Raw genomic sequence first — 12724 nt, 5'->3', positions numbered from 1 at the left:
TACATAATATTCACCTCTAGAATATTATGAAGGTATGTCACCGAATCTGTACATCCTTAAGCAATCATTTATGTACATTCTTATGCTAGCATTTATAAGGGAAGGTTTATTGAAACGGTTAACCGTTCAAATGGACAAGTTACTCAGGCACTTTATCAGCTGAAATCATGATTTATTATAAATGCGTAAAAACCTTCTATTCCCTAAGGTTTTTTTACGCATTATTTGTTTTTTCGTAAGCAAAATCTAGAAGTCTTTAATGTAATAATATTTAAGTAAGAAATTGTTAATTATAGGAAGTTTACATTGATAATAAATAATACGAGTTAGGTCAATATATAGAAGTAGCTTATTCCAAAGATTAAAAAGGAGATCTACTAATGACCTGAAAAGTCTTCATCTGATCTAACTTTAGCTCAAGAAGCAATCAAACAATCTGCTACTGAGATCGCACCAAAACAGTTATATTATAATAAATTCTGTTATTTTTAATAAAAGATAAAAGGAGTAAGAACTTATGAAATCTTCTGGAGGAAATTTGTATGGAGTAAAACAGAGAGCAAGGTTAAAAAAAGAAAGAGAAAATTTGGATCAATACTTTGAAACTCCTATTATACATAGGGAAATACAAGGAGATAAAATACATGTCCCCTTAAATCTGGATCGGATTTGGAATCAGATAAGTTAATTGTAAAAAAGGCAACCTGTTTTTCTCGTATTCAGGTTGCCTTTTTAGACTTTTTTACTCACTTTGTACACCCTTACCTACTATATTAGAATTTGAAATGTAAGTAATTGGAATACCACATTCTCAACAGTAGAACTACTAGTACTGGCATCTGTGAGTTCGTCCCCTTGCTCTGCTCTTTAAGAAATATAAATAATAAATATTAATGTACAGGGAATATGTTATCTGTTAATGATAAAATGGATATGTTAGGAAGTTGAGGAGTGAGTGAAAAAAAATAAGGGATGGAGGTTATTATTGAGTGAAGATAGGTAAGGCTTTAATGTTTTTGATATTATTAATTGTTGGGACATTATTGGCAGTTGTTGGAATGGATTAGATTTTACAGTAGTGTCCAATTAATAGTTTTATGATAAATAAGGGGGGAATAAAGATCAACAAGGTTGTTGTTGTGTCCCTGATTGGGACATACCTGGGACTTCGTTGGTAAAAGGATTGAATATTGATTGTAGAAGAACAGAAGAAACAGCAAAAAAATGAAACTATTCAGCATGAATAATCTTTCAGAAAGTAAAAGAACTCCTGTATCTAACAAAGAGAATAAAATTAATTCTTATAACCTACTTATAAGGTTAGATACCTAAAAGGCGTCTAGCCTCTAGGGGACCCCTGTATCCACGAAATACTCTGTGACTGGAATAGTTGCCCTTATTGTATTCCAAAGCATCTTCAAAGCATCCATTGATTTTGCCCCCATCAGAAAATCAGTATATAAGACAAGTGTTCTTAACCATGCTCCAATAGAACCAGCAATAATATTTCCGATAATACCTCCTGGAATATCACGACCTGTTATTAGGCTTGCTATCCAGCCAATAATTCCTTGAATTTCCTATTTCTTTTTACCCAAAAGGATGTAAGCTATACGTAGGTCATTAAAAATAAGAAATATTATTGACATTATTAGTTTTTAAAGGATTTTTATGTTTAACGTGGCAAATTTTTATTTTTACTGACGATACCTGAGAATTTTAATAGAAAATGAACAATCTAATTACAGAAAGAAACCATTTTTTATTCATGCACCTTTCGGAGATACCTTCTAATATTAATTGGGAGGTATCTTCATTTTTACTTTATGTAAACTACATTTTTATTAATTAAGTGAGTTATTATGAAAAGTCTTCTCTTAGATTTTATTTCATTTTGGAAAAATCACTCATAATTTCATCAATATGGGGGACGATAAGTAAAGACCTAAAAGGTCATACATAAATTAAGAAAGGGGAATAACATGAATAAAAAATGGTTTCTCATGATCACAAGTATTTTATTAGCTGCAATGGTTTCAGTAGGATGTGATTTAAATCCAGATCCAGCACCGCCAGATGATAACAATGGTGCTGATGAAAATGGAGCAAACAATGGCAATGGAGCAAATAATAATGATAACAACGCCGATGATATAATCGAAGGTGAAGAAAACATTCCTGGCGTTGATGAAAATGATAACATGTTAAATGATGATGAAAAAGATGCAGATGCAGATCCAGAAGATCCAATAGAAGATCCAGAAGATATAGATGATGAAAATAGAAAAGACGAGTAATTCAGATGGCTGGTTCCACTAAAAGGGAATAGTCTCTTTAATCTCTTGCTAGCTATTACAGATGGATAAAAAAACCTGGAAATCTTCAGGTTTTTTTGTTGTTTTTTTCATCTTAATTTATATATCCAAACGTTTAAGCCACCCAAAAAACAAAAAATGTATATAGAGTGTCACTAAAGAAAATCCCATGTTCATATATCAACAATAAACTTTTACGACAAAGGGCGAAAAAACCAATCCCAAGCATTAATAACACTCAATTCTGAATGTGACAATTAATTTAAATTAATCGTTTTTGATATCTTCACTAAGGTTTAATACTGGTAGTAAACCTAACTGTAATTATCGTTATGATGGAAAGTAGAAAAGTGTCGTTGATAAATAGAGACCCTATAAAGAATTACAATTGCCTAACTCGAATCCTACATAACTCAATGTTAGAATGTAGCTTGCTACCGTGATATGTAAGGTATAAAAAACGAAGGAGATAGGTCTCCTTCGTTTTAAACCGCCTTTTTTCTATATTGATGCTTAAATTGATAAATAATTTGCTTTGAAATTGCCATATAACCCACCGAATTTGGATGGACACTATCGGGTGATAAGTTTTGTAGGTTTTCCCTGTTAATAACCTTCGTCGTTTCTACTACAATGGAGGATGAGTATTGATTGGCAACCTCATAAATTTTCAGATTCCAGTTTGGTAGTAATTTATCAGCAAGGGGATACACTTGATCATCTGGAGACAATGGATTATACAATTCTAAGAATACGATGGTGGCGTTGGAATTTAACATTTTAATTCTCGCCGTTATGTCTGACAGATTTTTCGAAAAGGTTGATTGCAATTGATCAAATGTTTGGAGTATGCTATGGAAGTCCCGTCCCTTTGCTATCCGAAGAATATCATTGCCGCCAACATTAATCGTTACAATGTCCGACTTCTTAATTTCCTCGTCAAACCTGCCCTCTTGAACCAACTCCTTTAATTCACTGCTTGTAATTCCATTTATACCTTCATTTTGGAATTGGATCTTTTTATGAATTTGTTTTCCTAATCTGGTAGAAAATTGGGAGACTAGATCTTCATTCTGTTGGGCACCTACTCCGCGAATGATAGAATCGCCTATTGCTAGATGATAAATTTGAGTTCCTACAGTGTTTCGAAAATAATCTATATAAGAAACTTTAGTAGCTTCCGTACTCACTTCAATAACGTGTTTTTTCATTTTTTGAATTTGGTATTGAGGATAATAAAACCACGTAGAAATACTAACGCTAATGATCAATACAAAAACAAAAAAATATTTAATAATTTTCATATTTTCCACTCCTTGATTATCCTTATTATAACCAGGAAAACCAAAAGAAATATTCAGGACTGTATTTCCCAAAAAAAGCGTGCAATAAACTATCATTTCTCAGGTATCTGGTGTTTTGTTCGATATCTTTATGTGTTCCAGGTCCTTTATGGACATGCAAAAAATTGACCGCCCAATAAATCGTACTCTAATTGAATTTTCACACCAGCTGTATGATTACAGCCCCAGATCGTGGTTACTGTTGTTGTCTGCCTTTCGTCGTCTAACCGTTGCCATGCTTAGATCGTCTGCGACGAAAGGAAACATCTTTCAGGTAATCGCGGCGATTAATTGATTCACAATTCATCCATCATCATTAAAAACCTCATTTAGATATACATTGCATAGAACCTTATCTTAAATAACGGTAAACTTTATCCTAAAGAGGTAATTTAGCGAATGAGATTGAGATCAATTTATAAAAGGAAAAGGAAATCATCTAATGTAAACATTTAGGGTTTATTTTGTGTTTAAAGACCCCGATGGTAACTTATTGATGATTTGTAAGGACTTATCTTAACCAAGATTTATTTAACTGGTGCATTAGCACAATAACTAAAGATTAATTTTGATGCTCTTTTAAATTTTTCAATCTTCCGCAAACCAGCCAATAGTTGTCAACATTTTTCAATAAAAAGTTTAAAACTTACATGATATACTAAAAATGAGTATGCCAAATAACCTCCCAAATACTATGTTTGGAAAGTTTTGGTTTGCTTGGTTAAATTGTTAAATCAGGATAAATCTTGGAAAGAAGTTTTGTTTGTTAAAAGTGCATAAATCCAATGTAAGAGTTTGTTTGCACAAGCTATCACAGCTACTCTAAAAGGTTTTCCTTCTTCCCGTTTCTTATCATAAAACGCTCGTAATCTCTTATTACGAGGAAGGATTTCATCGTTGTTTTCTGTTTGCGACAGTCACGAATAGCACATTTAACAGCCATATACAAAGCTTGTCGTAGTCTGCTAGAGCTTCTTTTGGAAATTCGATTGTAAGTACCTTTGAATGCAGATTCAAAGACACTTGGATCAAGACCGGCAAATGCCACTAGTTTCTTAGGGTGATTAAACCTTTCAATTTCCCCAACTTCAGAAATAATCGTGGCTGCGATCTTTTCACCAATACCGGGAATTGATCGGATAATCTTAGATTCTTCAATACTTTTTGCTAAAGCATCTATCTCATTTTCAAGCATGGATAGATGTTTTTTGTGTTCAAAGAGCATATTAATATCCATATCTAAGCTTAGGGCAAGACTAGAGTATAAAGTCTTCTGAAAAGGGTTTTGAGCTGCGGCAGTAATTAGCTTTTCAGCCTGTTTGTTTGCCCATTGTAGTGAACGAGTGTTACAGAATTCTTTTATTTTAATTGCTAATGTTTCAGTATCAGCTTTCAAGACCTCTTCTGAAGTAGGAAATGCTTGTAATATTTTTAAAGAAACATCCGAATATAAGTCTCCAAAAACCTTACTATATTCAGGAAAAACTTGATCCAAAACTTCCTGAAATTGTAGTTAGGTTTGTACAAACATGCCTCTAATATTATCGTGCTGTCTCGTAAGATGACGTAAGTTCATAAGTTGGATACCACGCTTTTTATAAGGCTCTAAATCCTTTTATAATACAGCTCGCAGAGGTGATTGGGGATCCATGATATCTGTTTTTACCTTTCGTAAACTAGAACTTTTTGCTTTATAAGGGGTCCTACCACATGCCCATCAAGCTAATACCTAAAAATATTTGAGTTGAGCTGTTTCCACAAGCCAGTCGTCTATGCAACTGATATAAAGGCATGCCAAATAAACCTTAAACAAGTCATTTTTTAACGCTATGCTGCTTTCTTGTGACACATTGTATAATGGTAGACAACACCCAAAATATCAAAGACTGTCTTTTTCTCATAACGGTGGGATTTTCGCGCGTTTTTCTGTAGGAGGATAAATAGGCGAAGCAGGATCTTTGATAATTCTTGGGTGCTTTTTTGTATCGCCTGAAATAGAAGAGGAAAGTAATCCTTGATAATATAAATCGCTTTGTACTCACTAAGTTCCCTTTTCTTCTTATCGAGGAGTAATTGCCGCATTTGAAACATAGTGGAAGAACAAAGAAGGATGCCAATCAATTGGCCATAGAGATGGCATTCTAATCGCTCTCGTTTGATTTCTTTACAATGGTCAATTTTAAAAAAGGATTTCCATGTTTTAAACAGCAATTCAATCTGCCAACGCAGGGAGTAAAGATCGTGAATGTGTCCCGTCGGGACTTCTTCCGCCGGAAGATTAGAAATATAAACGTTCATCGCACTTAAACGCTTACTTCGTTCTTTCATGACAATGCCCTTCTTCTTCTCTTTCAACGCCTGGTTTCCCCAACGTTTCCGTGTTTGTTCTTCTGTCAATCGATGCAGGACCACTCGAGTTGGAAGCTTTTGATACAATCCGATATAGGCTTTGTGAATTTCGTGGGTTTGTCCTGGTTGAAGCTGTAACATGAGATCTTCCATGTCTAATTGAATATACTCCGACTGTTTTTGCATTCTCCCATCCTTAAAATATTCTGGATTAGGATTCTTCTGATAAATTCGAGTGTTTAATTTTAAGCGAGAGATATAATACGCTCCTTTCTCATCCATTTGATGGAGATCTTCCAAGTCAAAATATCCTAAGTCGCGTAAACATAAGTCACCTGTTTGGACCGTTTGTAAGCAAGTGGAACCGTAGGTTCGATCATTTTTTTTACCTGGGCCAGAGTGAACATGCAAGAATTGGCCACTGAGAAGATCGTATTCCAATTGGATCTTCACGCCAGCTGTATGGCTACTCCCGCCAGATCCTTGATAGGTAGAGGCAAAAACATCTGGAAGTTGAAAAGTAGTAGAATCCAAAATTCGTATACGCTGAAATTGAGAAGCATAACGATGAGAAATAGCCTGAGAAGTTTGCATCTTCTGAGTAAGCAAGGAAGTGAATACGTTTTGTAGGAGCCTGACAGCCGAAGGATTAAATCGCTGATTGAGTCCTTCTGGACTCATTAATACACCCGTTGAAGATTCTAGACAGCTACATAGCTGAGTCAAGGAAGTATTCGCTACCTTTTGGCTTAACCACACGCACAACGCCACTAAATCTTTAGCTTGATACTTACTAGTTCTTTGAACAAAACCTACCTCTTTGGCCAATTGTTTGAGTACATGAGGAGACAAAGATTGTTGTAATTCCAGCGAAAAGAGGTTCAGTTCATCTGAAACATCTCGGCACATAAAAAACACCATCCTTTCCATCATATTACAGAAAGGATAGCGCTTTTTTCGTGTAGGGGGTTAATTATTTGCCTTAGCTTGATGGGCATGGGGTAGTACCAGCGAAGCTGTCACTACCCGCAATAAGGAATAAAGTTAAATATGCGAAGTGTTTTCTATTTCTGATTGCCTTTCTTCGATTGGGATTCTCTCCATCATATCCAATTTAAAGATACCATAAGGATTTACATGGCTATATATAAGTGGACTTAATGCTCTTAAGTCTTCAGGTGTCATCATATCCTGCCACTGCTTTTCTGATAATACAGATTGAATCATGAGTGTATTGATATACGATGATCCGAAAACGACGATGATCTACACCACGCCGAACCTGCAGGAAGTCGGAGCGAAACTCGATGACCTGTACCTGGAAGATGACTGAGCGTATAAAAGGGCAAATTTCAACACAAAAAGCCGGATGTCTCCTACGATGAGGAAATCTCCGGCTTTTCATTTTTAGTGATTTTTTTTTAGTCATCTCAAAAATGAGCAGGGACTTTAACAAGGCGATACTTTTTGGTCCACATTTCTGTGCTTACGATTAATGTATCATCGTCTTTTTCAAAAAATAGACTATTACCGTCTATCTCTTTAAAAATCCAACCTTTGCTGCTGATTAAATCTTGAATCTGTTTATTGACGTCTTCCGAATTCTTCATGATGTACCATGTTGCCTCATCGTCTTTTGAAATCTGCACTAATGGTTGATCCGATTCATTCAACTTCTGCACAGCTTCTTTCGGGGTGGATTCTACATCTGCCGGAAGGGCTGGATAACGCATCTGATTAAAATAAATAAAAATTGCTATTAGTACAATGCTAATTAAAACCACGCTTGTGATAACCCATTTTCTGTTCACCTCATATCCCCCTTTCTCCATAAACTTCTTTACTATTTTAACCAAAAGCGCAAACTCACAGTTTGCGCTTTTAAATCTTCTAAATGATTAATTTGATGCTTTGTCCATTTCATAACCATATACTTTATAGCCACTATTATACCAATTTGCTAAAGTTGTTGTCTCTTTTCTATCAGTTGTATGTTGCGTTAAATATTTATTGCTGCTGTATGAACCCGTATTCTTCGTAATGAGGGCTGTATGGTCAATACTGCCATCACCTGTGAAATCAGCATTTACAGCATCACCCGTTTGCAACGCTGAAACCGAACTCGCTACGCCTGCCCGTGCCTTCCAGTGGGTATAGAAATTATGTGCGCCACCCCAAGTATATGACGGCACAACACCATAGCTCCAAGACGCTGATGAAGTGTAAGATGATCCGTACCTCATTTTCATGCCACCGTTATATAAGGCTTGTGAAACGAAGTTCGCGCAATCGTTCCACTTGCTCCAACAACTCTTATCATAAATGCTGCAACCTGCTTTATAGGCATAGTAATCATAGGCAGGGTTTCTTCCATCCCACCATTTATAGGCGTAATCCCTTGCCTTGATATTATCATACCCATTTGAATAAACAGTAGCAATGATTTGTGAAATTACAAATGTGTCTAGGGCTTCATTATATAAAAAGCTGTCGGAAGAGAAACAATAATCGTTTCTTATTCCATTAAAGAGCCAGATAATTGAATATCACTCGGAAGTTAATCTCGATATTATGTTACTAAATAGAGATTGTGAAGTTAAAGTAAACGGAGTTTAGTTTAATAACCCCTTATCCGAATCTATGGTTTCTGATAGTTCGATTAATTTTAATGTATGTCTTGTGGAATATTATCTTTGTATCAAATGCAAAATACTCTATTGAAAACATTAATTTAATTATGTAAAGGCGATGGTTGCAAATGATTCGTACTTTTGTAGTGACAAACGATTTTAAGTTAAAAAAGAATGTTCCATTGGAGCATTTATCTAATACTGACGTTGGATGGTTTTGGGTTGATTTTGATATTCCTACAGATGAAGAAGCAAAGTTGCTAAAATCTCATTTTGACTTTCACCCACTTGCTATTGAAGACTGTTTGCATTTTTTGCAACGTCCAAAACTTGATTATTATGGAGAATATGATTTTTTTGTTCTACATAGATTAAACCAAACTACGCTTACACCTGAAGAGGTAGATGTATTTGTTGGGAAAAACTTTATTGTAACTTTTCACCTTTCGTCATCAATTGAAATTCAGATGGTTCAAGAGAGATTAATAAAAGAGGATAATGTTCTTAAAAAAGGGGCTATGTACATTTTTTATTTATTAATGGATAAAATTGTAGATGAATATTTCCCTAACCTATATAAAATTGAAGATAATTTAAACGAACTTGAAACAAAAGAGGCGAATCAAGACTTAATCGAAAGTGTATTTAAGATTAAAAGTCAGTTACTCAAATCACGTAGAACCATATTTCCAATGAGAGAATTACTGTATAGAATTTTAAATTCGGAGAGGCTGATAATACCCAAAGAAGAGCGAGTTTACTTTATGGATATTTACGATCATTTGTTGAAACTTTCCGAAATGATTGAGTCGAATCTAGAAATGACGAATGATATAAGAGACAGCTACATTTCATTAAATTCAAATCGAATGAATACGATTATGAAGACATTAACTGTTATGACATCTATATTTATTCCCTTAACATTTATTGCAAGTATCTATGGTATGAATTTTGAATATATGCCTGAACTTACTTGGCGTTGGGGCTATTTTGGCGTACTAGGGGTTATGGTTGGAGTAGGTTCTGGTATGTTACTATGGTTATGGGGGAAAGGATGGTTTAAATAAATTTATTTGTAAAAAACCGATGTATCTTTTAAAAGTAACATCGGTTTTTAAAATGTATGTAAGAAGCTTGGTGAAATGTGTTTTGATTTTATTGTTAATCAGAAAGGTTTCAAAAAATTTGTTTTTCCAAGAAAGAAACACAGATTAAACTATTCATAACACCTTTTTAATACCATTAAACAAAGTTATAAAGATAGCCTTTAGTCTATGCTATATCTTAGTGTATGAATATAATATTTTGAGGGTTAAAAATTTATTATTGACTATTCAAAATGGCAGGTGTACGATATCAATGTCAATATACATCCTCGTTAGGTGAGGCTCCTATACAAACATAGGCTACTGCCCGGAAATATCGAAAGATGCCAATGGGTAGAACAGGAACTGCCGAATTAAGGCTTTTCTTAAGGTAGCTAAGGAATTATCCTTTACGTTGTATAGTGCCAAAGCTCGACTATGGGGGAGAAGATAAAGTGCTTTTTTGGTATGCTTATCTAACCCTCTAGGAATATATCTAGAGGGTTTTTACTTTGAAAGGGGGGGGGAACATGCAAATGGATAGTAGTCCGGAACCGAGTTGTCGAATATGTCATTGGAATCAAAATACTGTACAGAGAGACTGTGATTCTTGCGGCGCTTCTGCATGTTCCCCATACTTTTCTATTGATACATCTCGTCAGGACGAGTGTATTTAAGTATGATGGTTTAATTTGCCAGCGTAACAAGGTCGCCTTAACTTTCGCAGCTCACTCTGATTACGGAAAAAGTTTTTATTAATTACTTTGCGAAAGGGAGAGAAACCATGTTAAAAATTTTTAAAACAGAAATTGCTGGAAAAATAAATGAAATTAATCAATTTGAAAAAGGGTGCTGGATACATCTTACTAATCCTTCCGAACAGGAAAAGCAGCGTTTGGTGAATGAGTTAGATATCGACCTTGAATTTCTTCAGGATGCCCTTGATGAAGAAGAAATCGGGCGTATTGATAAGGATGGAAACCGAGTTATGCTGTTTGTTGACATCCCAATCTTAACGAAGGAAGGCTCGAAGGAAGTCTACACTACGGTTCCGTTGGGCATTTTGGTTATGGAAAATTATTTCCTAACTGTTTGTCTGGAAGAAACGGCAGTTATCAATGAGTTCATCCGAGGCAAGGTGAAAAACTTTTACACTCACATGAGAACGCGTTTCGTTTTGCAGATTCTGTCCACTACTTCACTTTATTATTTGCAGTATTTGAAGAAAATTAACAAGCAAATGGAAACTCTCGAAACATCCTTACGGCAATCAATGAAAAACAATGAAATATTGTCCTTGCTTGAATTGCAAAAAAGCCTTGTTTATTTTTCAACTTCATTGGAAACAAACAGTTTGGTGAACATAAGACTTTTAAGCGGAAATTATCTTGAAATGTATGAAGAGGACAAGGAATTACTTGAAGATGTAAGAATCGAAATTAAACAGGCAATCAAAATGACAGAGATGTATACTGCAATTCTAGGAAACATTATGAACGGTTTTGGTTCCGTTATTTCTAACAACGTGAACCATATTGTAAAATTACTAACCGCAATTACAATCATTATTACGATGCCTATGGTAATCGGAACCTACTATGGTATGAACGTTGCACTGCCATTTCAGGATAATCCGAAGGCATTTGGTATCATTATGATTATGTCGGCAACTATTACGATCGTAACCACACTCTTGTTCTGGAGAAAGAAATACTTTTAATTGTTTTGTAACCTTAAGCCAGAGTAAGGGAGAGACAGTAATGAAGATAAAAAACAAAGAATGGTTTTATTACCTGCTAATGGGGATTGTCCTGGTAATGGGATTAGTAAGTAGTTGGTATCTATATAATCTTGGGAACCATGAATCGGCATCAGGACAGCAAGTAAGCGAGCTTAAAACTGAACAATTGGCTGAAGCAATTAAGCAAGAAGAGCTATTATTTGTATATTTTTATACCCCAGACTGCTCCCAGTGTAAAAAAAATGAAAAAATGGTTGTTTCTAGTGCAACAGAATCTAGGCAAAAATGGGTAAAAGCCAATGTTAAATTTAATCCGGATTTTAATGAAACCTATAAAATTAAATCGACTCCAACTCTAATTGTTTTTAAAGGCGGTAAAGAAGTATCCAGACTGGAAACAGATTGGGATGAAGAAAAAGTCAACGCCATTTTTCAAGGGTATCAATGAGTCTGAAACAAATAATTATCATTCAAAATAAGATGTTTCTATATCTTTAAATGCATTGAACCACTGAAAATGTAATAAATATACGTGTCAAAAGGAAAAATCAAATTTCTTGAATTTATAGAAATTTGGCTTTTTTCTTATGCGGAGCTAAATCTATTAATCAATAATTACTTTCTTTATCAATTCTTCCATTTAATATATCTTCAATTTTAATAATAAGATGATCAACTGAATTATAGGAAAGATCAATTTCTAAATAAAAATCCTTTAAATTCACTATAAATATTGGTTGTTCCTCTTTAATTCTCTTCTCATAATCGAATGATGAAAAAGTAGACCATTCTCCATATTTCCATATGACAATTTGTTCGATATGAGGATCCCAAATAATTTCCTTAAATAGATCTTTATCCTGTAAATACAGGTCGTATTCCATTTTTTCCCTCCGAATCAAGGTTCATTAATATTATATTCCTTTTAAGCTAGAATACAACCGGTCATTAGCTATAAATATAAAAATTGAACCAATTTTTTATACATTTATTCATATACAATTGGGAAGGAAAGTAAAAATCGTTTTGTAAAGGACTTAATTAGGATTTATAAAATGTGAAAAGAGTATATCAAAAAATTTATGTGTTCTTTCTTCAAGTAACGGAGTTTAAGTAGAATAAGTGTTTTTTTTGATAAGGTCCTATTTTAGTTATTCCTTTAAACCAGCTAATAGTTTGTCAATATTTTTCAATAAAAATTTAAAATATCTCATGCTATACTAAATTTAGACATGTCAAATAACCTTCCAATGTTCTG

10 protein-coding genes, 4 pseudogenes and 1 riboswitch are annotated in these 12724 nt (G+C 34.3%); of the genes and pseudogenes, 6 read left to right on the top strand and 8 right to left on the bottom strand.

Annotation, left to right across the window (positions count from 1 at the left end):
- Window positions 1-517 precede the first annotated feature (517 nt).
- Complete coding sequence (locus ACFFIX_RS26935) at window positions 518-688, top strand: hypothetical protein (protein WP_378939627.1); 171 nt, start codon at window positions 518-520, stop codon at window positions 686-688.
- Between the two features lie 772 nt (window positions 689-1460).
- Here ACFFIX_RS26935 and ACFFIX_RS26930 read toward each other — a convergent pair.
- Window positions 1461-1577: pseudogene (locus ACFFIX_RS26930) on the bottom strand (GlsB/YeaQ/YmgE family stress response membrane protein); the annotation flags it as partial.
- Between the two features lie 405 nt (window positions 1578-1982).
- Between ACFFIX_RS26930 and ACFFIX_RS26925 the strand changes: the two are divergent.
- Entirely contained in the window at window positions 1983-2297 is a 315-nt protein-coding gene (locus tag ACFFIX_RS26925; protein WP_378939625.1) for a hypothetical protein, read from the top strand.
- Between the two features lie 503 nt (window positions 2298-2800).
- Here the strand turns inward: ACFFIX_RS26925 and ACFFIX_RS26920 are convergent.
- The 6 genes and pseudogenes from ACFFIX_RS26920 to ACFFIX_RS26895 form a co-directional block, all read right to left on the bottom strand.
- Window positions 2801-3619, bottom strand: a complete 819-nt coding sequence (locus tag ACFFIX_RS26920; RefSeq protein ID WP_378939623.1) for a GDSL-type esterase/lipase family protein — start codon at window positions 3617-3619, stop codon at window positions 2801-2803.
- A 773-nt stretch (window positions 3620-4392) separates the two neighbouring features.
- Window positions 4393-5354 (bottom strand): annotated as a pseudogene (locus tag ACFFIX_RS26915) (IS110 family RNA-guided transposase); the annotation flags it as partial.
- A gap of 131 nt (window positions 5355-5485) precedes the next feature.
- Window positions 5486-6916 (bottom strand): IS4 family transposase, encoded by a 1431-nt coding sequence (locus ACFFIX_RS26910; RefSeq protein ID WP_378939630.1) that lies wholly within the window; start codon window positions 6914-6916, stop codon window positions 5486-5488.
- A gap of 135 nt (window positions 6917-7051) precedes the next feature.
- Window positions 7052-7249, bottom strand: a pseudogene (locus ACFFIX_RS26905) (Tn3 family transposase); the annotation flags it as partial.
- A 188-nt stretch (window positions 7250-7437) separates the two neighbouring features.
- Window positions 7438-7818 carry a hypothetical protein gene (locus ACFFIX_RS26900; RefSeq protein ID WP_378939621.1) on the bottom strand — a complete coding sequence of 127 codons (381 nt, stop codon included), beginning with the start codon at window positions 7816-7818 and terminating at the stop codon, window positions 7438-7440.
- 87 nt (window positions 7819-7905) lie between these two features.
- Window positions 7906-8415 carry an amidase domain-containing protein gene (locus tag ACFFIX_RS26895; protein WP_378939629.1) on the bottom strand — a complete coding sequence of 170 codons (510 nt, stop codon included), beginning with the start codon at window positions 8413-8415 and terminating at the stop codon, window positions 7906-7908.
- A 28-nt stretch (window positions 8416-8443) separates the two neighbouring features.
- Here ACFFIX_RS26895 and ACFFIX_RS26890 point away from each other — a divergent pair.
- From ACFFIX_RS26890 to ACFFIX_RS26875, 4 genes and pseudogenes are all read left to right on the top strand, one after another.
- Window positions 8444-8515, top strand: a pseudogene (locus ACFFIX_RS26890) (helix-turn-helix domain-containing protein); the annotation flags it as partial.
- Between the two features lie 250 nt (window positions 8516-8765).
- Window positions 8766-9707 (top strand): magnesium/cobalt transporter CorA, encoded by a 942-nt coding sequence (gene corA / locus ACFFIX_RS26885; RefSeq protein WP_378939619.1) that lies wholly within the window; start codon window positions 8766-8768, stop codon window positions 9705-9707.
- 300 nt (window positions 9708-10007) lie between these two features.
- Window positions 10008-10176, top strand: a riboswitch (M-box (ykoK) riboswitch).
- 333 nt (window positions 10177-10509) lie between these two features.
- Complete coding sequence (locus tag ACFFIX_RS26880; RefSeq protein WP_378939617.1) at window positions 10510-11445, top strand: magnesium transporter CorA family protein; 936 nt, start codon at window positions 10510-10512, stop codon at window positions 11443-11445.
- 40 nt (window positions 11446-11485) lie between these two features.
- On the top strand, window positions 11486-11914 hold the full coding sequence (locus ACFFIX_RS26875; protein ID WP_378939615.1) for a thioredoxin family protein: 429 nt from the start codon (window positions 11486-11488) through the stop codon (window positions 11912-11914).
- Window positions 11915-12074: 160 nt separating this feature from the next.
- On the opposite strand, the gene ACFFIX_RS26870 is transcribed toward ACFFIX_RS26875, so the two are convergent.
- Window positions 12075-12350, bottom strand: coding sequence for a hypothetical protein (locus ACFFIX_RS26870; RefSeq protein WP_378939613.1), 276 nt, complete (start codon window positions 12348-12350; stop codon window positions 12075-12077).
- Between the last annotated feature and the right edge of the window lie 374 nt (window positions 12351-12724).

Origin of the sequence: Metabacillus herbersteinensis (assembly GCF_042433335.1) — a bacterium.
In the GTDB taxonomy this organism is placed as follows: domain Bacteria; phylum Bacillota; class Bacilli; order Bacillales; family Bacillaceae; genus Metabacillus; species Metabacillus herbersteinensis.
The sequence above is the reverse complement of the archived record's forward strand: the minus strand, read 5'-3'. Positions and strand labels throughout refer to the sequence as shown.

Excerpts from the sequence above, each read along its gene's own strand:
- ACFFIX_RS26880 (WP_378939617.1), top strand. The coding sequence starts at position 10,510 with ATGTTAAAAATTTTTAAAACAGAAATTGCTGGAAAAATAAATGAAATT.
- ACFFIX_RS26875 (WP_378939615.1), top strand. The coding sequence starts at position 11,486 with ATGAAGATAAAAAACAAAGAATGGTTTTATTACCTGCTAATGGGGATT.
- ACFFIX_RS26925 (WP_378939625.1), top strand. The coding sequence starts at position 1,983 with ATGAATAAAAAATGGTTTCTCATGATCACAAGTATTTTATTAGCTGCA.
- ACFFIX_RS26935 (WP_378939627.1), top strand. The coding sequence starts at position 518 with ATGAAATCTTCTGGAGGAAATTTGTATGGAGTAAAACAGAGAGCAAGG.
- ACFFIX_RS26870 (WP_378939613.1), bottom strand. The coding sequence starts at position 12,350 with ATGGAATACGACCTGTATTTACAGGATAAAGATCTATTTAAGGAAATT.
- corA (WP_378939619.1), top strand. The coding sequence starts at position 8,766 with ATGATTCGTACTTTTGTAGTGACAAACGATTTTAAGTTAAAAAAGAAT.
- ACFFIX_RS26920 (WP_378939623.1), bottom strand. The coding sequence starts at position 3,619 with ATGAAAATTATTAAATATTTTTTTGTTTTTGTATTGATCATTAGCGTT.
- ACFFIX_RS26910 (WP_378939630.1), bottom strand. The coding sequence starts at position 6,916 with ATGTGCCGAGATGTTTCAGATGAACTGAACCTCTTTTCGCTGGAATTA.